A 23,742-nucleotide genomic window follows, 5' to 3' on the forward strand; every position below is an offset into this window, starting at 1 on the left:
CGTTTCGATACATGCCGACAACTGTGTGACGCGAGGCACAGACCGCGTTACATCAACTCAGGCATCTTCGTGGCGACGCCGGAGACGACCTGTCAGCGGTCCTTCTCGCGCTCCGTGCCGGCGCGGGCATGCAGGGCGGCCTGGGCGGCGGCAAGGCGCGCGATCGGCACGCGGTAGGGCGAGCAGCTGACGTAGTCGAGGCCGACGGTCTCGCAGAAGGCGATCGAGGACGGATCGCCGCCGTGTTCGCCGCAGATGCCCATCTTGATGCCGGGCCGGGCCGCCCCGCCCCGTTCGGCGGCGATGCGGATCAGGTCGCCGACGCCGTCCTGATCGAGGCGGACGAAGGGATCGGTCTCGAAGATGCCCTTGTCCATATAGGCCTGCAGGAAGCGGCCGGAATCGTCGCGGCTGATGCCGAAGGTGGTCTGGGTCAGGTCGTTGGTGCCGAAGCTGAAGAATTCAGCGTGCTCGGCCAGGTCGGCGGCGCGCAGGGCGGCGCGCGGAAGTTCGATCATCGTGCCGACCAGATAGTCGACACGTTCCCCCGCCTCGGCGAAGACGGCCTCGGCGGTACGGTCGGTCAGTTCGCGCAGGTATTTCATCTCGAGACCCAGGGCCACCAGCGGGTGCATGATCTCGGGGATGGGGGCCTCTGACGCGGTTTTCTTCACCTCAAGCGCCGCCTCGAGGATGGCCCGGACCTGCATTTCGTAGATCTCGGGATAGGCGACACCCAAGCGGCAGCCGCGGTGGCCGAGCATGGGGTTGGTCTCGTGCAGCTCCTTCGCCCGCCGCTTCAGCTTGGCGGCGTCCAGTCTCTGGGCGATCGCCAGCGCGTCGATCTCGGCGTCGGTGTGGGGGATGAATTCGTGCAGCGGCGGATCGAGCAGGCGAACCGTGACCGGCAGGCCGGCCATGATCCGGAACAGCTCGACGAAGTCGGACTTCTGGAACGGTGCGATCTTGGCGAGGGCCAGGCGGCGGCCGGCTTCGTCATCGGCGAGGATCATCTCGCGCACGGCAGCGATGCGGGCGTCGTCGAAGAACATGTGCTCGGTCCGGCACAGGCCGATGCCCTCGGCACCGAAGCCGCGCGCGGTGCGGGCATCCAGCGGGGTCTCGGCATTGGCGCGCACCTTCAGACGACGCACCTTGTCGGCCCAGGCCATCAGGGTCTGGAAGTCACCGGTCAGCTCCGGCTCGATCATCGCGACCGCCCCTTCGAGCACCTCGCCCTTCGAGCCGTCGATGGTGATGACCTCGCCGGCCTTGAAGACGCGGCCCCGGGCGGTGAAGGTGCCGGCGCGCTCGTCGATCGACAGTTCGTGGATGCCGCAGACGCAGGGCCGCCCCATGCCGCGGGCGACGACCGCCGCGTGGCTGGTCATGCCGCCCCGGGCCGTCAGGATGCCGCGTGCGGCGTGCATGCCGTGGATGTCCTCGGGCGAGGTTTCCTCGCGCACCAGAATGACGGCGTCGCCGAGCTGGGACAGTCGCTCCGCCTCGTCGGCGTCGAACACGATCCTGCCGGTCGCCGCGCCCGGTGAGGCGGGCAGGCCGGCGGCGACGACGGTCCGGACCGCGTTGGGGTCGAGCGTGGGGTGCAGCAGCTGGTCCAGAGCCGAGGGTTCGACGCGGGAGATGGCCTCCTCCTGCGAGATCACGCCCTCGGCGGCCAGGTCGACGGCGATCTTGAGCGCCGACTTGGCGGTGCGCTTGCCGTTGCGGGTCTGCAGCATCCACAGCCGGCCCTGTTCAACCGTGAACTCGATATCCTGCATGTCGCGGTAGTGGCTCTCGAGCCGGCCGACGACCTCGACGAATTCGGCGAAGACGACCGGCATGGCCTCTTCCATCGAGGGGGCGGTCTCGCCCATCTCCTCGCGACCGATCTTCGTCAGCGACTGGGGCGTGCGGATGCCGGCGACGACGTCCTCGCCCTGGGCGTTGATCAGGAACTCGCCGTACAGCCGGGCCTCGCCGGTCGACGGGTTGCGGGTGAAGGCAACGCCGGTGGCCGAGGTGTCGCCCATATTGCCGAACACCATCGACTGGACATTGACCGCCGTGCCCCAGCTTTCGGGGATGTCGTGCATGCGGCGATAGAATTTGGCCCGGTCGTTCATCCAGCTGGCGAAGACGGCCGAGACCGCGCCCCACAGCTGGTCATTCGGATCCTGCGGGAAGGGCTGGCCGAGCCGGTCCTCGACCACCGCCTTGTAGTCGGCGACGACCTTTTCCCAGTCACCGGCCGTCAGGTCGGTGTCGATGGTGATGCCCAGACGGTCCTTGTGGTCGTCCAGAACCCCCTCGAAATCGTCGTGCGAGAGGCCGAGGACCACGCTGGAATACATGGTGATGAAGCGGCGATAGCTGTCGAAGGCAAAGCGACGGTCGCCGGACAGGGCGGCCAGACCCTCGACCGTCTCGTCGTTCAGGCCGAGGTTGAGGACGGTGTCCATCATGCCGGGCATCGAGGCGCGGGCCCCCGAGCGGACCGAGACCAGAAGCGGGTTTTTCGCGTCGCCGAAGGTCTTGCCGACGACGGCCTCGACCTTTGCCAGGCCCGCAGCGACCTGGGCCGCCAGGGCGTCCGGATATGTCTGGCCGCTGGAATAGTAGTGGACGCAGGCTTCGGTAGTGATGGTGAAGCCGGGGGGCACCGGCAGGCCGAGCGAGGACATCTCGGCCAGGTTCGCACCCTTGCCGCCGAGCAGGTTCTTCATCGACGCGTCGCCGTCGGCGGACCCGCCGCCGAAGCCGTACACCCACTGAGTCATAGACAAGCCCCTGAGCCTTGGTCGTATGCCGCCTGACTAACGTGCTGCGCCCGCGAAGGCGAGGCCGGGGTCGTAACAATCCGTGAGCCGGTGTGACGTTCCGGATAGCGGGCAGCGGTCTTCGACCCGCCGCGCAGGCGCGGCAGGTCGAGCGGGAGGCTTGGCGGAGCGTCCGGGCCCTCGCCCGGAAAAGCGTAGAGAAATACCGTTTCGACGAAGACCGGACGCTCCGCGCGGAGGGCGCTTCCACGTGCGCGGGGCTACGCCTCGCTGTTGACGAGTTCCCCTTCTGAACGCGGCGGGCAGCGGCAGCGACGACTGCCTGCTGGTCCGGACGGGTATTCGGTCACCGCCCCTCGCCGACTGGACGTTGCAGCCCCGTCAGCCCGCGTCCCGATCCCCGAGAGGGGACCGGTCGCGGCCCGCTTCCTTCCGCTCCCGCCGCCGCTTCGGATCGCCGGCCGAGCGAGCCTCCCGGTGCGACGGGACAGGGAGCAGTGTCGCACGGGGCGCAGATGCGGCGGGGAGATGACGGTAGCTGTCTGGCTATATCATTTAAAACAGCGGGTTAGGCGGGTGAAATCGTCTGGCTGGCGGTGGATGGCTCGCAGTGTCTCCTCCCTGTCGGCGAAGCCGATGGGGAGGGGGACTCCGAAGGGGTGGAGGGGCGCCGGCCCGCGCTCCCTGCTTCTACCCCTCCACCGCTACGCGGTCCCCCTCCCCATTCGCTACGCGAACAGGGAGGAGACGGGAGGTGCCGTGTGCGGTCGCCTGGGACCCCGCCTTCGCGGGGATGCACGGAAAATGGCAAGCCTCGGTCGATCCTGAACCCGTCGCCCCCGCCGTGTCGCTGTCAGGCCAGCATGCGCACCTTCGGCTCGCGGCCCCACTGGCGGGTGCGGGCCGGCTTGAGCCAGGCGTCGGTGCCCTTGGCCAGGTCGATGACGCCGGCGTCCTTCGCCACACCGGCCTTGTCCAGAAGGGGCTGGGCCTCCGGCGTGTGCCCGATAGCCTTCAGGTGGGCGAAGGCGTGGGCGGCGAAGTCGATCGCCGCGCTCTCCTTCAGCAGTTCGGCGCAGCCCGCTTCGGACAGGACCAGCGCCACGGCGTCGAACACGACCGACGGCGTGCCGGCGAGCTGACCGTCGGCCTTCAGCGTCTTGCCGCCCTTCAGCGTGACCCCGCCGATCTTCGGAGCGACGATCTTGACCGTCGCACCGTCGGCCTCGGCCGCCGCCTTGACCGCGTCGACCACCGCGCCGTCAGCACCGTCGGTGACGAGGATGCCGACCGCACGGCCCTTCAGGGTGTCGGGATATTTGCCGACGATGCGCAGGGCCGGCGAGGCATCCATGTCGAACGGCTGGGCGGCCGCATCGCTCTTCGGCGGCAGGGCGACGTTGAGCCCGTCGGCGGCGCGCTGGGCGAGGGTCTCGTCGACATTGCGGATGTTGGCCAGAACGCGGTTGCGCACGTGGTCCATGGTCAACTTGGACAGTTCGAACACCAGGGCGCTGGCGAGGTGAGCCTGTTCGATGTCGCTCTGGGAGCGGAAGAACAGGCGGGCCTGGCTGTAGTGGTCGGCGAAGCTTTCGGCGCGGAGCCGGACCTTGGTTTCCTCCACCGGAACCTCGAAGCTGCGGAAGCCGCCCTTGGGGTCCTCGCGCGGCCCGCCCTCCTCGCCCGCCCGGCTGAGGCTGTTAGGCTCATAGTTGGCGCGGCCGGTGAAGACCCGGGTCTGCATCTGGCCGTCGCGCTGCATGTTCTGGAACGGGCAACCCTTGGCCTGATTGATCGGCAGCTGGTGGAAATTGACCGTGCCGAGCCGCGACAGCTGTGTGTCCTGGTAGGAGAACAGCCGCCCCTGCAGCAGGGGATCCTCGGAGAAATCGATGCCCGGGACGATGTTGGTGGGCAGGAAGGCGACCTGTTCGGTCTCGGCGAAGAAATTGTCGGGGTTGCGGTTGAGGGTCATCTTGCCGACCATGCGGACGGGGTGGATTTCCTCCGGGATCAGCTTGGTCGCGTCGAGGATGTCGAACGGCAGGGCGTCGGCCTCGGCCTGGGTCAGCAACTGGACGCCGAAATCCCACTCGGGGAAGTCGCCCGCGTCGATGGCCTCGAACAGGTCGCGGCGGTGGTAGTCGGGATCGGCGCCGGCGATCTTGACCGCCTCGTCCCAGCAGGTCGACTGGGTCCCCAGCCGGGGGCGCCAGTGGAATTTCACAAAGGTCGCCTCGCCCGCCGCATTGATCAGGCGGTAGGTGTTGACCCCGAAGCCCTCCATCATGCGCAGCGAGCGCGGAATGGTCCGGTCGGACATGGCCCACATGATCATGTGGGTGGTCTCGGGCATCAGGCCCACGAAGTCCCAGAAGGTGTCATGGGCGCTGGCCGCCTGGGGATAGCCGCGATCGGCCTCCATCTTCACGGCGTGGACCAGGTCGGGGAATTTGATCGCGTCCTGGATGAAGAAGACCGGGATGTTGTTGCCGACCAGGTCCCAGTTGCCTTCGGTCGTGTACATTTTCACCGCGAAGCCGCGCACGTCGCGGGGCGTGTCGACCGAGCCGGCACCGCCGGCGACGGTCGAGAAGCGGGTGAAGAGCTCGGTCTGTTTGCCGACCTCGGTGAGGATTTTCGCCGTGGTATATTCCTCAAGGCTTTCGGTGAGTTCGAACACGCCGTGCGCGGCCGAGCCGCGAGCGTGGACGATGCGCTCGGGAATGCGCTCGTGGTCGAAATGCTGGATCTTCTCGCGAAGGACGAAGTCCTCCAGCAGGGTCGGACCGCGCGACCCTGCCTTCAGCGAGTTCTGATTGTCGCTGACGGGAACGCCGTGGTTGGTGGTGATGCGCGTCTCGGGCGTCGAGGCGGTCTGATGGGTTTCTCCGCCGTTTCCGGCGACGGTTGTGGGTTTTGAGGCAGCCATGGGAGGTCCTGACGGGAGAGTGAGCTTTCCTCGCAACGCTCATCGGGCCCGCTGGCTTCAGCTTGGCCGTATCTTATTTTGGCCGCGGCCTGTCCAATGCGTCGCCGCCTAAACCCCGCCTTAACCGCGATGATTCACCAATCGGCCTTCAAGCAGTACGGGGCCGACCATCCATGTCCGAGTTCAAGACCGACGTCGTCATGAGGGGCGACTGTATCGCGGTGTTGCGGTCCCTGCCCGACGCCTGCGTGGACATGGTCTTCGCCGATCCGCCCTATAATCTGCAACTGGGCGGCGACCTGCTGCGCCCCGACAACAGCCTGGTCGACGCGGTCGACGACGACTGGGACAAGTTCGACAGCTTCGCCGCCTATGACGCCTTCACCCGCGAATGGATGGCCGAGTGCCGCCGGGTGCTGAAACCGGAAGGCTCGATCTGGGTGATCGGCAGCTATCACAACGTCTTCCGCCTGGGCACGGCGATACAGGATCTGGGCTTCTGGGTGCTGAACGACATCATCTGGCGCAAGTCCAACCCCATGCCGAATTTCAAGGGCACCCGCTTCACCAACGCCCACGAGACCCTGATCTGGGCCGCCCGCAGCCGGGACCAGAAGCGCTACACCTTCAACTACGACGCCCTGAAAGCCTTCAACGAGGACGTCCAGATGCGGTCCGACTGGACGCTGGCGCTTTGCACCGGCGAGGAGCGGATCAAGGACGCCGAAGGCCGGAAGGCGCATCCCACCCAGAAGCCCGAGGGTCTGCTGCACCGGGTGCTGATGGCGGCGACGCGGCCCGGCGACGTGGTGCTGGACCCCTTCTTCGGCACCGGGACCACCGGGGCCGCCGCCAAGCGGCTGGGCCGTCATTACATCGGCATCGAGCGCGACGAGACCTATGCCAAGGTGGCCGAGAAGCGGATCAAGGCGGTGATCCCCGCCTCGCCCGAGGATCTGGTCGTCATGGGCTCGAAGCGGGCCGAGGTGAAGGTGCCGTTCGGGGCGCTGGTCGAGGCCGGCCTGCTGTCGCCGGGCGACAAGCTGTACTGCCCCAAGGGCGACCGCGAGGCGCGGGTTCGGGCCGACGGATCCCTGGTCGCGGGCGAGCTGAGCGGCTCGATCCACAAGATGGGCGCGCTGTTCGAGAACGCGCCCGCCTGCAATGGCTGGACCTACTGGCGATTCAAGACAGATCAGGGACTTAGGTCGATCGACACCCTGAGGGCCGAGGTCCGCGCCGGGATGCAATGAGCGGTTGCTGACATTTCAGATCGTCTAAGTCGCCGGTTTCGCACAGGAAAAGTCGGCGTTCAGGGAACTTCGCACTTGCAAGATGGTTGATATTCCGACGCCCGTGTCAGGGGCGGCGGGAGCATGCGCCATGAAGATCGCCCAGGTCACACCGCTGTACGAAGCCGTGCCGCCAAGGCTGTACGGCGGCACCGAGCGCGTGGTGGCCCACCTGACCGACGCCCTCGTCGATCTGGGGCATGACGTGACCCTGTTCGCCTCGGCGGACGCCGAGACACGCGCGCGACTGGTGTCTGTGAGGGATCAGGCAATCCGGCTGGACGCGGCGCCGCTGAAGTCCGATCTGGCGGCGCACATGGTCATGCTGGCCGAGGTGCTGAAGCGCGCCGACGATTTTGACGTGATCCATTTCCACACCGACATGATCCAGTTTCCGATGTTCGGACGCCACTCCGACAAGACGCTGACCACGCTGCACGGGCGGTTGGACATGAAGGATATCGGCGGCGTCTACGAGCGCTGGCCCGAGTTCGGCCTGGTGTCGATCTCTGACGACCAGCGCCGGCCCCTGCCGCTGGCCAACTGGAAGGCCACCGTCCACCACGGCATGCCGGGCGAGACCTACCGCTTCTCGCCGAAATCCAGCGGCTACCTCGCCTTCCTCGGCCGGATCTCGCCCGAGAAGCGGCCGGACCGGGCCATCCAGATCGCAACGGCGCTGAACAAGCCTTTGAAGATGGCGGCCAAGGTCGACGCGGCCGACAAGGCCTATTGGGAGACGGTCATCCAGCCGATGATCGACGGCAATCCGCTGATCGAGTTCGTCGGCGAGATCGGCGACCATCAGAAGTCCGCGTTCCTGGGCGGAGCGGACGCGCTGCTGTTCCCGATCGACTGGCCGGAGCCCTTCGGCCTGGTGATGATCGAGGCCATGGCCTGCGGTACGCCGGTCGTGGCCTTCCGCTGCGGATCGACGCCCGAGGTCATCGAGGACGGCGAGACCGGCTTCCTTGTCGACACCCTGGAACAGGCCATTGCGGCCGCCGGTCGGGCGCATCTGCTGGACCGCGAGGCCATCCGGGCGCGTTTCGACCTGCGCTTCTCGGCCACGGCCATGGCCCGGCGCTACCTGGACGTCTATGGCGACCTGCTGGCCAAACGCCCTTTCGCGGAAGAGCCGCTGGCGGATGTGGTGACACCGATGCGGGCGCATGAGGGCCGCAGCTTCGCGATCAACGGCTGATCGCGGCTGAACCGCCCGCGACTTCGTCCATTACCGTACCGGGGGGCCCTCTTGCGTCCCCATTCGGGTGAAACCTTCAGGCCTTCCTGAAACCACCCATGGAGCCCCGATGGACGACGCCTATTCCGTTCAGACCACCGCCGCCGACACCTCGGAAGCCGACGGGCTGGAACGGCTGATGGCGTTGAAGGACGCCGACACCTTCGCGGTCGCCGACGGCTGGGGCGACATGAAGGGCGGGGCCGACGGCCTGTTCGACCACGACACGCGTATCCTGTCGCGGCTGGTGATGACCGTCGGTCTGGCGCGGCCGTCGCGGCTGAGTTCGGGCGTCAGCCAGGACAACGTCTTCTTCACCTGCCATTCGACCAACCGGCCGCTGCCGCCCATGGGCGGGCGCTCGGCCCCGGCGGGGGTGCTGCACATCGAGCGGCGGCGCTTCGTCTGGGACCGGCGGCTGTTCGAGCGGGTGCGGATCGTCAACCACGGGATCGAGGATGTCCTGCTGCCGCTGGCGGTCGATTTCGGTGCAGATTTCGCCGACATCTTCCAGGTCCGGGGGACCCTGCGCGAGAAGCGCGGAACGACCGAGGCGCCGACCCACGACGGTCGGCGGGTGACGTTCGCCTATGTCGGGCTGGACGCGGTGCGCCGCACGAGCTGCCTCGCCTTCTCGGAACCGCCCGCCCGGCTGAACGGATCGCGGGCCGAGTTCATGTTCAGCCTGCCCAAGGGCAAGCGCAGCGATCTCTATATCGAATGCGGCCTCGACTCCTGCGATCAACCGGACGAACGGCGCTTCCGCCTGAACGCCCTGCAGGCGCGGGTGGCGATGCGGACCCGGCGGCGGCGCGGGGCCTCGCTGAGGGGGCCGCGCAGTCCGCGGTTCAATGACTGGCTGGATCAGAGCCGCGCCGACGTCGCCCTTCTGACCACCGACCTGCCGACCGGCCCCTACCCCTATGCGGGCGTGCCGTGGTTCTCGACACCGTTCGGGCGCGACGGCATCATCACCGCCTGGCAGATGCTGTGGCTGGATCCGTCCCTGGCCAAGGGGGTGCTGACCTATCTGGCCATGCGGCAGGCGACGGAATTCTCGGCCTTCCAGGACGCGGCCCCCGGCAAGATCATGCACGAGACCCGGGGCGGCGAGATGAGCGCCCTCGGCGAGGTGCCGTTCGGCCTCTACTACGGCGGGGTCGACACCACCTGCCTGTTCGTGGCCCTGGCGGGTGCCTACGCCCGGCGGACCGGGGATTTCGCGCTGATCCGCGCGCTATGGCCCAATCTGATCGCCGCCACGGGCTGGATGAAGGACCATGGCGACATCGAGGGCGACGGCCTGATCAGCTATCAGCGCGGGGCTGAAACGGGCCTGTCCAACCAGGGCTGGAAGGACAGCGAGGATTCCATCTTCCACACCGACGGCCGTTTCCCCAAGGGGCCGGTCGCCCTGCTCGAGGTGCAGGGCTATGCCTATGCGGCCTGGCAGGCGATGGCGGATCTGGCGGCGACGCTGGGCGATGAGCGGCAGGCGGAATGGGCGGGTCAGGCCGCGCGGGTCCGGGCCCTGGTCGAGGACCGGTTCTGGATGGAGGATGAGGGCTTCTACGCCATCGCCCTGGACGGGGACGGCGCGCCGTGCCGGTCGATCGGCTCCAACGCGGGCCATCTGCTGTTCACCGGCCTGCCGTCGCCGGAGCGGGCGAAACGGGTGACGAAGCGGTTGCTGGGGGCCGAGTTCCGCTCGGGCTGGGGCGTGCGCACGCTGGCGACGGGCCAGGCGCGGTTCAATCCGATCAGCTATCACAACGGCTCGGTCTGGCCCCACGACACGGCCATGGCGGCGGCGGGCATGGCCCGCTATGGCGAGCGGCGGGCGGTGGCCCTGCTGCTGGGCGAGATCTACGCCTCGGCGACCCATTTCCACCTGCGCCTGCCCGAGCTGTTCTGCGGCTTCGAACGTCAGCCGGGCGAGCAGCCAATCGCCTATCCAGTGGCCTGCTTACCCCAGGCCTGGGCGGCGGGGTCGGTGTTCCTCATGCTGCAATCGGCCCTGGGCATCAGCATCGACGCCGTCCGCGGCGTGGTCGAGATCGACGACCCGGTGCTGCCGGCCGGGATCGACCGGCTGAATGTGACCAATTTGCAGGTCGGGGACGGCGTCGTGGACTTGTCGTTCCAGCAGCTGGGCAACCATACGGTCGTCATTCCGAAACGCCGCGAGGGCTCGGTATCGGTGCGGACGGTCAGCTAGCCAGCGCGCGCTCCAGCGCCTTGCTGAAAACGGTCGGCAGGGAGACCAGCGCCTCGTCAGCATGGGTCCAGAGAAAGTCGCCCGTTCCGGTCGCCGTCTGCACGGACAGCGTCAGCGAGAAATGGGTGAACACGTGCTCGATCGCGCCCGCATCCTGCCAGTCGGCAGCGACCGGCGGCGAGGCGACAGCCGCATCCACGGACCAGTCGGACGTCGGCAGCCCGGTCATCCCGCCCAGCAAGCCCTTGTCCGGCCGGCGGACCAGAGCCACCCGCCCGGCTGCGTCGCGCAGGACCCAGGCTGTGCCCGTGCGGTGCGGCCGCTCGGTCTTTTTTGTCTTGAGGGGATAGCGTTCCGGCGCGCCCGTCCGGAAACCCGCGCACCAGCGGGTCAACGGGCACCGCTCGCAGGTCGGCCTGCCGGGGCGGCAGACGGTGGCACCGAGATCCATCAGGGCTTGGGCCCAGTCGCCCGGACGGTCCCCGGCGACGAGCGTGGCGGCAAGCCGTTTCAGCTCCGGTTTGGCGGCGGGCAACGGCGTCTCGACGGCGAACAGGCGGGACATAACGCGCTCGACATTGCCGTCGACGACGTTGGCGGCCCGGCCGAAGGCAATGGCCGCAACGGCGGCGGCAGTATAGGCCCCGACGCCCGGCAGGGCCAGCAGGCCCGCCTCCGTGTCCGGAAAGACGCCGCCATGGTCTCGGGCCACGGCGCGGGCGCAGGCCAGCAGGTTGCGGGCGCGGGCGTAGTAGCCGAGGCCCGCCCAGGCGGCCATGACATCGCTGTCCCCGGCCGCGGCGAGGTCCGAGACGGTCGGCCAGCGGACGGTGAAACTGTGGAAATAGGGCGTGGCGTGCGGGGTGGTGGTCTGCTGCAGCATGACCTCGGACAGCCAGACCCGGTAAGGCTCGGGTGACGCCGCGCCGGGCGAGGCGCGCCAGGCGAGGGTGCGGCCATGGGCGTCATACCAGTCCAGCAGGGCCGCGCGGAAGGCGGACAGGTCGGCGGGCGGGTGAACCGGGACGGGGGGCATCGACCGCGCTATAACCCGGAAATGCGCCGCACGCTGCCCACTGACGCCGAGGTCCGCGAAATCCTGTCGCGCAAGCGTACGCGTCCGGTGCCACGTTCCGCGCCCAAGGCCGGCCGGGCGCTGCAAGGGCTGATCAAGGAACTGGACGCCAAATTCGGCCGCGGGGCCCAGGCGCTTGAGCCGCGCTGGCGCGAGATCGTCGGCGACCGGCTGGCGCGGGTCACGCGCCCGCAGAAACTGACCAAGGGACGCGGCGGCGCGGGCGGCACGCTGGAACTGCGCGTGGCGGGACCCGCGGCCCTGCTGGTGCAGCATCAGTCGGAAGACATCCTCGCACGGGTCAATCTGTTCCTCGGTGCCGGCAGCGTCGACAAGCTGCGGATCGCGCAGGGGCCGGTGAAACCGCCCTCGGACATCGCGGCCCCGCCAAAGCCGCGCCGGGCGGCACAACCGCTGGGCGCCCAGGACGAGGCGGCGCTGAAAGCGGCCGTCGCGGACGCGCCCGACAGTCTGAAAGGGCCGCTGGAACGGCTGGGGCGCGCCGTTCTGGGCGATCCCTCGAAAGGCCGCGACCGCGCGGGGCGTTGACAAAACTTTGCCGTTTCTGTTCTCGACAGTGCCAGAACACGCGCGATCGCGGGGAATCGCGCGATGCTTCCCAGATTCACACCGCCCGTTGAGGATGACGCCATGAGCGCCCAGACCAAATACGCCGCCATGAGCCGCCGCGCGGCGATGACTGCCGCCGCCATGGCCGCCATGGCCACACTGGCCGGTTGCGGCGGCGGGGGCGCGGGTGGAACCGCCGAGGGTGACATGGCCCTGGGTGCCGCCGAGGGGGCCAAGGTCACCGTGGTGGAATACGCCTCGGTCACCTGCCCGCACTGTGCAGCATGGCAGGAAACGACCTGGCCGGCGTTCAAGGCCGCCTATGTCGACACCAACAAGGTCCGTTACGTCTTCCGTGAACTGCCGACCCCGCCCGCGAATGTCGCGGCGGCCGGCTTCATGATCGCCCGCTGCGCCGGCGAGGACAAATATTTCGACGTCATCCACGGCATCATGGCCAGCCAGGCCGAATGGCGAGCGGGCGTCAACCCGCGCGACACCCTGTTCCGCGTCGGCAACGGCGCCGGTCTAAACAACCAGCAGATCGAGGCCTGCATCAAGGATCCGGCCAATCTGAAGGCGTCGGAAGAGCGTTCGCAGGCCGCCATGAAGGCCGGCGTCACGGGCACTCCGGCCTTCTTCGTCAACGGCGTTCAGGTGATCTCGCCCGGTGAAGAGGGTGCGACCATGGCCGATCTGTCGAAGGCCATCGACGCCGAGCTGGCGAAGGGCTGATCGCGCCGGTGCGCCCGTCGCGTGTCATTCTGATCCTGGCGCTGACGATCGCGGCCCCTGTGGTCGCGGCGTCAGTGCCGGCGGTCGCGACCGAACCGGTCGCGGCCGTGACGGCGGCGGACCGCAGCATCGGGCGGGCAGACGCCCCGGTGACGGTGATCGAATACGCCTCGTTCGCCTGCAACCACTGCGCTGACTGGCATATGTTCGTCTATCCGGTGTTCAAGACCCGGTTCATCGACACGGGTCAGGTCCGGCTTGTGTTCCGCAACCTGCCGACGCCACCGGAAGAGATGTCTCTGCCGGCGGCCGCGCTGGCACGCTGCGCGGTGCCCGACCGCTTCTTCGACGTCGCGGCCAGTCTGATGCACGGCCAGCAAGCCGTTCTGAATGGCGGCACGGTGGACGCCTGGTATGCACCGGCCATCGCCGTCAGCGGGCGGACGCGGGCCCAGATCGATGCCTGCGTCGCGACCCCGGCCACCCGGGCCGCCATCAACCGGGACATCGACAGTGCCGTTGTCGCCGACGCCACCACCACACCCGCCTTCTTCGTCAACGGACGCCGGGTGACGGACCGCTCTCTGGGCGGGCTGGAGGTCGCGATCCGGGCGGCCGCGCCGAGCCGTTGACCGCGTAGGAACCCATGCAGTTCCAGCGCCTCCGGCTTGTGGGCTTCAAGTCCTTCGTCGATCCCGCCGAGGTGCATATCGAACCCGGCCTGACCGGCGTGGTCGGGCCCAACGGGTGCGGCAAGTCCAATGTGCTGGAGGGGCTGCGCTGGGTCATGGGGGCCAATTCGGCCAAGGCCATGCGCGGCCAGGGCATGGACGACGTCATCTTCGCCGGTGCCGCCGACCGGCCGCCGCGCAACCATGCCGAAGTCCAGCTGACCATAGACAACGCCCAGCGTCGCGCACCCCAGCCCTTCACCGACAGCCCGATGCTGGAAGTGTCGCGCCGCATCGACCGCGGACAGGGCTCGACCTATCGCATCAACGGCAAGGAGGTGCGGGCGCGGGACGTGCAGCTGCTGTTCGCCGACGCCTCGACGGGTGCCAACAGTCCGGCCCTCGTGCGACAGGGCCAGATCAGCGAGCTGATCGCCGCCAGGCCGCAAAACCGACGTCGCATCCTCGAGGAAGCCGGTGGCGTCGCCGGGCTGCACACGCGCCGGCACGAAGCGGAGCTGAGGCTCAAGGCCGCGGAAACCAATCTGGAGCGGCTGGACGACATCGGTCGCGAGCTTGAGACGGCGCTGACCCGTCTGAAGCGCGAGGCGCGTCAGGCCGAACGCTACAAGAAGATCTCGGCCGAGATCCGGGCCCTGCAGGCGGCCCTGCTGTTTGTGCGCTGGAACGATGCGCGCGTGGCGGCCGAGGGCGCGGCCGAGGACATGGCCCAGGCCGAGCGGGCCGTGGGCGCGGCCACGACGGCGTCCAGCCGGGCGCAGACGGCGGCGCTGACGGCGCAGGAGGCGCTGAAGCCGGCGCGTGAAGAGGATGCTGTGGCCGGGGCGCTGCTGCACCGCGCCAGTCTGGAGCGCGACCGGCTGGACATGGCCGAACAGGCCGCGCGGGCCGAGGTCGAACGGCTGACGGCCGAGACGACACGCCTCTCCGCCGACATCGAACGCGAAACCGCCATGTCCGGCGACGCCGACAGCGAACTGGCCCGGCTGGGCGAAGCGCTGGAGACCCTGACCGCCGAGATCGCCGGTGCGCCGACGCGCGGCCCCGAACTGGAAGCCGCCCTCGCCGCCGCCGAAGAGGCCCGCAAGGCCGCCGACGCCGAGGTCGAACGGGTGGCGGGCGCGGTGGCCTCGGTCGAGGCCCGGATCAATGCCGAGAGCGCCCGGAAGCGCGATGCCGAGGCGCGGGTCGCCCGGGCGGAGGCCCAGCTGTCTTCAACAGAGGCCGAGCGCGCGGGACTGGGGCCGCTGGTCACCCCCGAGATCGAGGCCGCGACGGCTGCGCTGGCGGCGGCGCAGGCCGAGCTGGCGTCCGCCCGGGCGGCGGTGGAGGCGGCGGAGGCCGAACGCGGCGACCACGCGCGCGCCGAGGCCGAGGCCCGCACGACGGCCCGGGCGGCCGAGGATCGGCTGGGTCGTTTGCAGACTGAGGCGCGGGGACTGGCGCAGCTGCTGGTGCAGGGCAGGCGCGAGCATGCGCCGGCGCTGGACCGCGTGCAGGCCGACAAGGGCTATGAGGCCGCGCTGGCGGCGGCGCTGGGCGACGATCTGGACGCGGCGCTGGACGCGCGGGCGGCAGCCTATTGGGCCGGGGCGGATGTCCCCTCCCCGGTCTGGCCGGACGGAGTGGAGCCGCTGGCGAACCACGTGTCGGCACCGGAGCAGCTGGCGGCCGGGCTGGCGCTCTGCGGCGTGGCTGCGGTGACCGGGATCGAGCGGCTGGCGAAGGCCCTGCCGGTCGGCGCGCGGCTGGTGACGCGCGAGGGTGACCTGTGGCGCTGGGACGGCTTCGTGCAGCGCGCCGAGGCCCCCCGGCCCGCCGCGGTCCGTCTGGCGCAGCGGACCCGGCTGTCGGAGCTGGAAGCCGAGATCGACGCCGGCAAGCCGGCACTGGAGGCCGCGCAGGCATCGCTGAAGGCCGCCGCCGAAGCCTTCCGGGCGGCCGAGGAGACGGTGAAGGCCGCCCGCGCGGCCCCCTTCCCGCTGGACAAGGCCGTCACGGCGGCCCGCGACCGGGTCGAGGCGCTGGGCCGCGAACAGGCCCGCAAGGAAGCCCGGGCCCAGGCGCTGGACGAGGCCCTGTCGCGGCTGGGTGCCGAGGTCGAGGCGGCGCGGGTGGCGCTGGACCAGGCGCAGGGGTCTGACGCCCCGTCGGAAACGCTGGACAGCCTGCGCGCCGAGCTGACGGCGGCGCGGGCGGCGGCAGATGCGGCGCGCGGCGCGGCGGCGACGGCCCGGGTCGAACGCGACACCGAGGCCCGCGAGGTCGCCGGTCGCCAGGCGCGGCTGGACGGCCTGACCCGCGAACGCGACAGCTGGACCGGGCGCGCCAAAGAATCCAGGGCCCGGATCAGCACGCTCGGGAAGGATGCGGAAAAGGCGTCCGCAGCGTTGAAGGCCGCGGGCGACGCGCCGGACCGGCTGGCGGCGCAACGATCGTCACTGCTGGACGCCCTGACCCGCGCCGAGACGCGCCGCAAGGCGGCCGGCGACACCCTTGCCCTGGCTGAAGGCGCGGCCGGCGAGGCGGACCGGGCAGCCCGCGCGGCCGAGGCGGAGGCGTCGGCTGCGCGCGAGGCCCGGGCCGGGCTGGCGGCGCGGTCGGAAGCGGCGGCGGAGCGGTTGGCTGAAGCCGAGCACAATTTGCGCGAGACAGCCGGAATGTCTCCGGAGGCGTTGGGCCAGAAGCTGACCGACGACGCCATCGCCCGCCCGCCGGATGCGGCCGGGGCCGAGAGCTTGCTGTTCGGGCTGGAGCGCGAGCGAGAGGCGCTGGGCGCGGTCAACCTGCTGGCCGAGGAAGAGGCGACCGAATACGGCGACCGGCTGAACACCATGCGGGTCGAGCGCAGCGACCTGACCTCGGCCATCGCCAAACTGCGCGACGGCATCGACGAGTTGAACGCCGAGGGCCGCGAGCGGCTGGTCGCCGCCTTCGACATCATCAACGACAATTTCAAAAGCCTGTTCGAGGCCCTGTTCGGCGGCGGTCAGGCCGAGCTGAAACTGGTCGAGAGCGACGATCCGCTGGAGGCCGGGCTGGAGATCTACGCCTGCCCGCCCGGCAAGCGGCTGGCGGTGATGAGCCTGATGTCGGGCGGCGAACAGGCCCTGACGGCGGCAGCCCTGATCTTCGCCGTCTTCCTCGCCAATCCGGCCCCGGTCTGCGTGCTGGACGAGGTCGACGCGCCGCTGGATGACGCCAATGTCGACCGCTTCTGCCGCATGCTGGACGAGATGCGGAAGCGGACAGACACCCGCTTCATCGTCATCACCCACAATCCGGTGACCATGAGCCGGATGGACCGGCTTTACGGGGTGACCATGCCCGAGCGGGGTGTGTCCCAGCTGGTCAGTGTGGACCTGGGGCAGGCGGAAGAGATCGTGGCGGCGTAAGACCCGCCAATCCCGACCACCGTGCGCAACGAAGGCGCTGGGTCCCGGCTTTCGCCGGGATGAGCGGATTATTTTGAGGGTCCCAACACCTCGGTCCTGACGAACCAGCCGAAGATCGCCGAGCCCTCGATGACATAGCGGCGGAACATGCGGCGGGGTTGGCTCACCAACCGATGCAGCCACTCCAGCGACAGCTGCTGGAAGATGCGGGGGGCGCGCTGCTGGCGGCCGGTGAGGAAATCCACCGAGGCACCGACGCACAGGGTCACGCCAGTCTTGCGGCCGGCGGCGCGCAGGGCGTGGGCGAACAGCTCCTGTTTCGGGAAAGAGACGCAGGCCAGCAGAACGTCCCATTCGGCATGAGCGGCGGCCTGGACGGCGGCGTTCCAGCCGGGCGTCCCGGGTGTCAGCATGGGGGCCTCGATCCAGCGCAGGGTCTGGCGCGGATAGCGGGCGGCGAGATCGTTGAACGCCGCGCGATCCGGGCCGAAGACGGTGATGACCAGGCCCTCGGCGGCGGGCGACGCCAGCAGGTCCGCCGTCATGTCCGAGCCCGGATAGACCGGCAGGGCGACGCCACGCAGCCGGGCCAGATGCGAGAGGATGCGGCTGTCGCAGATCTTCAGATCGGCAGCCTCATAGACATCACGCGGAACGCGGCCGTCCATCAGCTTGATGACGTGATCGACATTGGGCGTGACGACATAGCCATAGGCACCGCGCGCCATGCCGATGACGCGGTTGAGCATCGCGGGCCGGTCGCCGCCGGCGAAGTCGAGCGTCATGAAGCGCGTCATGGGGCTCAACCTAGTCGCCCTGCGGTCAACACCGGGTTACGATGGCGCATGAAAAACGCCCTTCAGACGACCGTTCTGGGCCTCATGCTCCTGGCCGGTCCGGCCTGGGCCCGGGCCGAGGGGCCGCAGTCGGAGGGGCTGCGGCTGGTGCTGACGGGGGTGGGCCGGTTCGCGGTCCTGGCCGACCTGTCGACCATCGTGCGGACCGGGGACACGGTCCGGATGCGCAGCCTGCAGGTCACGGAAGACGACTTTCAGGCCGCCGGGCAGGCCTATTGGGGCGGATGGTCGTGGTGGGCCTTCAACTGCGTGGCGCGGACCGCCGACCGGCTGGATTTCGCCTCGGTGCGTGAGGGCGGGACCGAGGGGCCGGCGACCCCGGATGCCGCCCCGGCCTATGCGGCGGCGGCGGGCGGGGATGCGGCGGAATTGCTGGCGGTCGCCTGCGATCCCGCATCGGTCGGCGAGGCGGACGCCGACACTCTGGCCGACGCCGTTCGCGTGGGACGCGCAGCGCTGGCCGCCCCCGTAACCGCACATTGAATATTGAATTCAAGCGCTTCCGGGACTCGCGCATCGCCGTTTTTCGGACATAATCGGCTGCGGGAGGCTTGGATGAAAACACTCGCACTTTGTCTTGCCGTGGCGACCGCCGTGGCAATCCCGGCAGCCGTCCGGGCACAGGACGTCACCCCGGGCCCGGATGAGCCGATGCGGCCGATCTTCCAGGTACCGGGCGTCGTTGCCTTCATGACCCAGCCAAGGCCGGTCGAGACGGGGCACAAACAGGCCTGGACCTGGCTGTTTCTGAAACAGCCCATCGCCAACGGCGCGAACGCCCTGGCGATGGAATGGGATGTCGATTGCACCGCCGGGACCGTGCACACCGTGCGCACGGCGGTCTATCAGGATGCGACCCACATGCGGACAGATCCCGGACCAGCGGCGGCGACGGCTCCGACCGCCGGCACGCCCGGTGCGGTAACCATGGCTGCCGTCTGTTCGACCGAGCGACCGCGAACCCGGCCCGTAGCCAACCTGACCGCCGCGCGCGCGACGGCCGCGCAGATCTTCGCGGCCCAGCCCTGACGGGTCAGGCCGGCCGGACCGATGCCTCGACCATATCGGCAAGGGCCCGGGTCGCATCCGGCAGGGCGGCGGACCGGGCTCCCGCGCTCATGGCCGACAGGCGGGCGGGATCGGACAGCAGGGACAGCAGGGCACCGGTCAGGGCCTGAACGCTCACCTCATCCTCCAGCATCACCTCGGCGCCGCCGGCTTCGGCGAGGCTGAGGGCGTTGAAGCGCTGGTGGTCGTCCATGGCGATCTTCAGCGGGATCAGCAGCGACGGCACGGCGGCCACCGCCAGCTCGGAACAGGTCGAGGCCCCGGCCCGGCCGATCACCAGATGCGCCGCCGACAGACGGTGCGCCATGTCGCGGAAGAAGGGCGCGACCTCGGCCCGGATCCCCGCCTCCAGATAGATCTGCTGCGCGGCCTCGAGGGTTTCGGCGCGAGACTGCTGCTGCACCTGCAGCCGGGCGCGGATCGGCTCGGGCAAGGCTGCCAGCGCGCGCGGGGCGGTCTCGGCGAGAATGCGGGCTCCCTGGCTGCCGCCAGTGACCAGCACATGGATGGGTCCGTCGGACATCGGCGGGGTCCAGACGCGGTCGTAGAGGGCGCGAATGTCGGGACGAACGGGATTGCCGATCAGGGAGACCCGCGCGTCCAGCCCCTGCGGCACCTTCTGCAGATGAGGGAAGGACGACGCGACCGCTCCGACCCAGGGGGCCAGCCAGCGGTTGGTGCGGCCCAGCACCGCGTTCTGCTCGTGCAGCAGGGTCGCGCGGCGTTGGCTGAGGGCGGCCAGCAGGGCCGGGGCAGACGGATAGCCGCCGAAGCCGACCACCACGGCGGCGTCCAGGCGGTTCAGCGCCTTGCGGGCTTTCAGCACCCCACGCGAGATGGCGATCCCCGCCTTCGCCATGCCGATCGGCCCGCGCCCCGTGGCGGCATCCAGCGCAATCCGTTCCTCGGCGGGGAAGTCATGGGCATAGGCCTCGCCGCGATGATCGGTCGCCAGCGCGATGCGCCAGCCACGCGCCTGAAGCTCGCGCGACAGGGCTTCGGCGGGGAACATATGCCCCCCGGTGCCCCCGGCGGCGACGACGCAGATTTTCGACGACATGACGGCCCTTACGGCAAAATCCGCCGGCCCTGTGGCAGGCTGGCACCGGGCTCGTAGGCACCGGGGCGGCGGCGGGTCAAGGCCAGGGCCAGTCCCATGGTCAGCCCCATGGCCAGCATGGATGAGCCGCCATAGCTGATGAAGGGCAGCGTCATCCCCTTGGTCGGGATCAGGTTCAGATTGACCGCGATATTGATGCTGGCCTGCAGACCGATCAGCATGAACAGGCCCGCCGCCGCCGTCTGCTCGAACGGATCGGTCAGCTTCATCGCCCGGCGCATGCCGCGGACGACGATGAAGGCGTAGAGCGAGATCATGGCCAGCGAGAGCACCAGGCCAAACTCCTCGGCCCCGACGGAATAGATGAAGTCGGTGTGCAGGTCGGGCACCGATCGTTTCATCACGCCCTCGCCGACGCCACGCCCGACCAGACCCCCGGCGCGGATGGCCTCGGAGGCGCGGTCGATCTGATGGGTGTCGGTGGTCTCGGGCGAGAAGAAGCGGCTGAGCCGGTCGCGCATGTGGCTGAAGGCGAAATACAGACCGACGACCCCGGCGGCGCCGGCGGCCGCGAGGGCGGCAACCCATTTCAGCGGCACCCCGGCCATGAAGAAGACGGCCATGAAGGTGGTGGTGATCAACAGGGTCTGGCCGATGTCGGGCTGGATCAACAGCAGGCCGACGGTCAGGGCCCAGGCCGCGAAGGCAATACTGACTCCGGGCACACCCTTCCCCTTCTGGGCCTCGGAAAACATCCAGGCCGCGACGACGATCAGCGAAGGCTTGGCGAACTCGGACGGCTGCAGGCTGAACGGACCGAGGTTCACCCAGCGCGCCGCGCCCTTCACCTCATTGCCGATGAAAGGCAGGGCGGTCATGACCACGATGGCACCGAGCAAACCGAGCAGGGCGATCCGGCGGACTCCGCGCGGCGACAGCAATGACGTCGTCATCATGATCACCAGACCCATCGAGGCCCAGACGATCATCCGCCAGGAATAGTGGAAGGGGTCCGTGATGGACTGGTCGGCCAGGATGGCGGCCGGGCTGGAGGCGAAGCTCAGCGCCACGCCCAGCGCCACCAGCGTCAGGGCCGCCGCCAGAAGGCCGCGGTCGACGGTCCAGAACCATTTCGCAAGCGGGCTCTGGTCGTTGCGCGAAAAGGCGGGGCTGTAGTTGTGCGCGGTCATGGTTCGCTAACCATGCCCTGAAGGGGTAGCGCCGAGGTTAAGGACCGCGGCCCGAAAGGCTTCACCGCGCGCCTCGAAGTCGGGATACTGGTCGAAACTGGCGGCGGCGGGGCTCAACAGCACCACCTCCTCGCGCCCGGTCGCGGCGGCGGCCTCGGCGGCGGCCTTCACGGCGGAGGCCATGTCGCCGCTGATCCGGTGCGGCGTCTCGCCGAGGCGAGCGGCGAAGGGCCCGGCTGCCTCGCCGATCAGGAAGGCCTCGACCACACGAGGGAAAAGCTCCTCAAGGTCATCGATGCCGCCCTGTTTGGCCCGTCCGCCGGCGATCCAGAAGCTGCGCGGATAGCTGGCCAGCGCCTGCCGCGCGGCGTCGGCGTTGGTGGCCTTGGAGTCGTTGATGAAGCGGACGCGGCCGAGGGTGGCGACATGCTCCATGCGGTGGGCGAGGCCGGGGAAGGACATCAATCCCTGGGCGGCGGCTTCTTGGGAGACGCCGACGGCGCGGGCGGCGGCCCAGGCGAAGGCGGCGTTCTGCGCGTTGTGGCGGCCGGGGAGAGAGCGGGCGGTGGACAGGTCTATTCCTGGCTCGCCCTCCACCTTCAGCACGCCGGCACCCGCTTCAATTCCGTGCATCCCCGCGAAGGCGGGGACCCAGGCTTTGGCCTCACCATCGCTGTCCGAGCGCTCGCTGGATAGCCGTCCGGCATGGGGATCGTCGCTCAAACCTGGGTCCCCGCCTTCGCGGGGATGCACGGATGTGGAGACGGTCGTGACATGACGATCAGCGGCGGCGAGGTCGGCAGCGATCGTTTGCCCCCAGCTCTCGTCTGTTCCCACCAACGCCAGCCCTCCAGGCCCCTGCGCCTGGAAAATCCGGGCCTTCGCCGCGACATACCCCTCCATGCCGCCGTGCCGGTCCAGATGGTCCGGGCTGATGTTGGTCAGGATCGCCACGTCCGGCGCGAACGAGGTCGTCAGGTCCAGCTGATAGCTCGACACCTCGATCACATAGACGGCGCCCGGCGTCGGGACCGGCAGGGCCAGCACGCCGATGCCGATATTGCCGCCGACGTGAACCGTGAGGCCCGCCTGTTTCAGCACCCAGCCCAGCAGGGCGGTCGTCGTCGACTTGCCGTTGGTGCCGGTGATGGCGACGACCCTGGGCCGCCCGCCTTCCGGCAGCGCCGCGATCGCCCGGGCGAACAGCTCAATATCACCGAGAACCTCGACGCCCGCGGCCCTCGCCTTGCCGACGGTCCAGTGCGGCTTGGGGTGAGTCAGCGGCGCGCCCGGCGACAGCACCAGGGCGGCGAACCCCGACCAGTCGGCACTGGTCAGGTCCTCGACCGCGAACCCTTCGGCCTCGGCCTGCATCCGGCTGGAGACGCTGTCGTCCCACAGCACCGGCAGCGCCCCGCCGGCCTTGAGTGCGCGCGCGGCCGTCAGTCCCGACCGTCCCAGGCCGAAGACCGCGATGCGCCGCCCTTCGAAACCGGGGACCGGGATCATCGCCCTATCGCAGCTTCAGGGTGGCGAGGCCGGCGAGCGCCAACATGGCCGAGACGATCCAGAAGCGGATGACCACGGTGGATTCCGGCCAGCCCATCTTCTCGAAATGGTGGTGGATCGGGGCCATCAGGAAGATGCGCTTCTTGGTGGCCTTGAAATAGGCGACCTGGATCATGACCGAGGCGGCCTCGATGACGAACAGGCCACCGACGATGCCCAGCACCAGCTCGTGCTTGGTGGCCACGGCGATGGCGCCGAGCGCACCGCCGAGGGCCAGCGAACCGGTGTCGCCCATGAAGATCTTGGCGGGCGGGGCATTGTACCAGAGGAAGCCGGTGCCCCCGCCGATGATGGCGGCGCAGAAGATGGCCAGCTCGCCCGCGCCCGGCACATGGTGGACGCCGAGATAGTCCGAGAAGATGAAGTTGCCGACCAGATAGGCGATGAGCCCGAACGCCGCCGCGGCCATCATCACCGGCACGATGGCCAGCCCGTCCAGCCCGTCGGTCAGGTTCACCGCATTGGAAAAGCCCACCAGGGTGAAGGCGGCGAACAGGACGTAGAACCAGCCCACGTTCAGCAGCACGGCCTTGAAAAAGGGGAAGGCGATCGAGGTCTCGAGGTTGGGCGTGGTCGGCGAGGCCGTCATCCACAGCACGGTCATGACCCCGGCGATGACCGAGACGATGACCTGCGCCACCAGCTTCTGCTTCGAGGTCAGGCCGGCCGAGGTCTGTTTGGTCACCTTGGCGTAGTCGTCGATGAAGCCCAGCACGCCGAAGGCCGCCGTGACGAAGCTGACGATCCAGATGTAGGGATTGGTCAGGTCGCCCCACAGCAGCACGGCCACGGCGATGCCCGCCAGAATCATCAGCCCGCCCATGGTCGGCGTACCCACCTTGGAGAGGTGCGACACCGGGCCGTCGGCGCGGATCGGCTGGCCCTTGCCCTGTTTGACCCGCATCCAGGCGATGAACCGGCTGCCCATGGCGACCGACACGATCATGGCCGTGGCCATGGCCAGCGCCACCCGCACCGTCTGGTACTGGACCAGGTTCAGAAGCGGGTAGTCCTTCGCGATGTCCGCGTAGTGGAGATAGAGGAGGTAGAACATCTTGTTTCC

General features: G+C 69.2%; 17 protein-coding genes. 9 read left to right on the top strand and 8 right to left on the bottom strand.

Annotation, left to right across the window (positions count from 1 at the left end):
• Window positions 1-92: 92 nt before the first annotated feature.
• Window positions 93-2,783: a pyruvate, phosphate dikinase gene (ppdK, locus tag ACP7AS_RS04985; RefSeq protein WP_426027759.1), complete on the bottom strand. Its 2,691-nt coding sequence runs from the start codon at window positions 2,781-2,783 to the stop codon at window positions 93-95.
• Between the two features lie 853 nt (window positions 2,784-3,636).
• The gene (locus ACP7AS_RS04990; protein WP_426027760.1) at window positions 3,637-5,715 is read right to left on the bottom strand and encodes a catalase; all 2,079 of its coding nucleotides are present in this window, start codon (window positions 5,713-5,715) and stop codon (window positions 3,637-3,639) included.
• A gap of 173 nt (window positions 5,716-5,888) precedes the next feature.
• Here ACP7AS_RS04990 and ACP7AS_RS04995 point away from each other — a divergent pair, with 173 nt between their 5' ends.
• From ACP7AS_RS04995 to ACP7AS_RS05005, 3 genes are all read left to right on the top strand, one after another.
• On the top strand, window positions 5,889-6,968 hold the full coding sequence (locus ACP7AS_RS04995) for a site-specific DNA-methyltransferase (protein WP_426027761.1): 1,080 nt from the start codon (window positions 5,889-5,891) through the stop codon (window positions 6,966-6,968).
• A 130-nt stretch (window positions 6,969-7,098) separates the two neighbouring features.
• Complete coding sequence (locus tag ACP7AS_RS05000; protein ID WP_426027762.1) at window positions 7,099-8,211, top strand: glycosyltransferase family 4 protein; 1,113 nt, start codon at window positions 7,099-7,101, stop codon at window positions 8,209-8,211.
• Window positions 8,212-8,320: 109 nt separating this feature from the next.
• Entirely contained in the window at window positions 8,321-10,468 is a 2,148-nt protein-coding gene (locus ACP7AS_RS05005) for a glycogen debranching N-terminal domain-containing protein (protein ID WP_426027763.1), read from the top strand.
• Here ACP7AS_RS05005 and mutY read toward each other — a convergent pair.
• A complete protein-coding gene (gene mutY / locus ACP7AS_RS05010; protein WP_426027764.1) occupies window positions 10,461-11,504 on the bottom strand; it encodes an A/G-specific adenine glycosylase in 1,044 nt (347 codons plus the stop codon). The genes ACP7AS_RS05005 and mutY overlap by 8 nt on opposite strands.
• A gap of 21 nt (window positions 11,505-11,525) precedes the next feature.
• On the opposite strand from mutY, the gene ACP7AS_RS05015 reads away from it, so the two are divergent.
• From ACP7AS_RS05015 to smc, 4 genes are all read left to right on the top strand, one after another.
• Complete coding sequence (locus ACP7AS_RS05015) at window positions 11,526-12,092, top strand: DUF721 domain-containing protein (protein WP_426027765.1); 567 nt, start codon at window positions 11,526-11,528, stop codon at window positions 12,090-12,092.
• A gap of 102 nt (window positions 12,093-12,194) precedes the next feature.
• Window positions 12,195-12,848: a thioredoxin domain-containing protein gene (locus ACP7AS_RS05020; RefSeq protein ID WP_426027766.1), complete on the top strand. Its 654-nt coding sequence runs from the start codon at window positions 12,195-12,197 to the stop codon at window positions 12,846-12,848.
• 8 nt (window positions 12,849-12,856) lie between these two features.
• Window positions 12,857-13,480 (top strand): thioredoxin domain-containing protein, encoded by a 624-nt coding sequence (locus ACP7AS_RS05025; RefSeq protein WP_426027767.1) that lies wholly within the window; start codon window positions 12,857-12,859, stop codon window positions 13,478-13,480.
• Between the two features lie 14 nt (window positions 13,481-13,494).
• Window positions 13,495-16,935: a chromosome segregation protein SMC gene (gene smc, locus ACP7AS_RS05030; protein WP_426027768.1), complete on the top strand. Its 3,441-nt coding sequence runs from the start codon at window positions 13,495-13,497 to the stop codon at window positions 16,933-16,935.
• Between the two features lie 68 nt (window positions 16,936-17,003).
• On the opposite strand, the gene ACP7AS_RS05035 is transcribed toward smc, so the two are convergent.
• Window positions 17,004-17,732, bottom strand: coding sequence for a WecB/TagA/CpsF family glycosyltransferase (locus ACP7AS_RS05035; RefSeq protein ID WP_426027769.1), 729 nt, complete (start codon window positions 17,730-17,732; stop codon window positions 17,004-17,006).
• A gap of 48 nt (window positions 17,733-17,780) precedes the next feature.
• Between ACP7AS_RS05035 and ACP7AS_RS05040 the strand changes: the two genes are divergently transcribed.
• Window positions 17,781-18,275: a hypothetical protein gene (locus tag ACP7AS_RS05040; RefSeq protein ID WP_426027770.1), complete on the top strand. Its 495-nt coding sequence runs from the start codon at window positions 17,781-17,783 to the stop codon at window positions 18,273-18,275.
• Window positions 18,276-18,347: 72 nt separating this feature from the next.
• Window positions 18,348-18,821 (top strand): hypothetical protein, encoded by a 474-nt coding sequence (locus tag ACP7AS_RS05045; protein WP_426027771.1) that lies wholly within the window; start codon window positions 18,348-18,350, stop codon window positions 18,819-18,821.
• 4 nt (window positions 18,822-18,825) lie between these two features.
• Here the strand turns inward: ACP7AS_RS05045 and murG are convergent, their stop codons facing one another.
• Genes murG through mraY form a run of 4 tightly spaced genes read right to left on the bottom strand, consistent with a single transcriptional unit; the run spans window position 18,826 to window position 23,733 of the window.
• Window positions 18,826-19,920 (bottom strand): undecaprenyldiphospho-muramoylpentapeptide beta-N-acetylglucosaminyltransferase, encoded by a 1,095-nt coding sequence (gene murG, locus ACP7AS_RS05050; RefSeq protein WP_426027772.1) that lies wholly within the window; start codon window positions 19,918-19,920, stop codon window positions 18,826-18,828.
• Between the two features lie 8 nt (window positions 19,921-19,928).
• Window positions 19,929-21,110, bottom strand: a complete 1,182-nt coding sequence (locus ACP7AS_RS05055; RefSeq protein ID WP_426027773.1) for a peptidoglycan glycosyltransferase FtsW — start codon at window positions 21,108-21,110, stop codon at window positions 19,929-19,931.
• 6 nt (window positions 21,111-21,116) lie between these two features.
• Window positions 21,117-22,619 (bottom strand): UDP-N-acetylmuramoyl-L-alanine--D-glutamate ligase, encoded by a 1,503-nt coding sequence (gene murD, locus ACP7AS_RS05060; protein WP_426027774.1) that lies wholly within the window; start codon window positions 22,617-22,619, stop codon window positions 21,117-21,119.
• 4 nt (window positions 22,620-22,623) lie between these two features.
• A complete protein-coding gene (gene mraY / locus ACP7AS_RS05065) occupies window positions 22,624-23,733 on the bottom strand; it encodes a phospho-N-acetylmuramoyl-pentapeptide-transferase (RefSeq protein WP_426027775.1) in 1,110 nt (369 codons plus the stop codon).
• Window positions 23,734-23,742: the final 9 nt, after the last annotated feature.

It is taken from the genome of Brevundimonas sp. TWP2-3-4b2 (genome assembly GCF_049897345.1).
Classification (GTDB): Bacteria; Pseudomonadota; Alphaproteobacteria; order Caulobacterales; family Caulobacteraceae; genus Brevundimonas.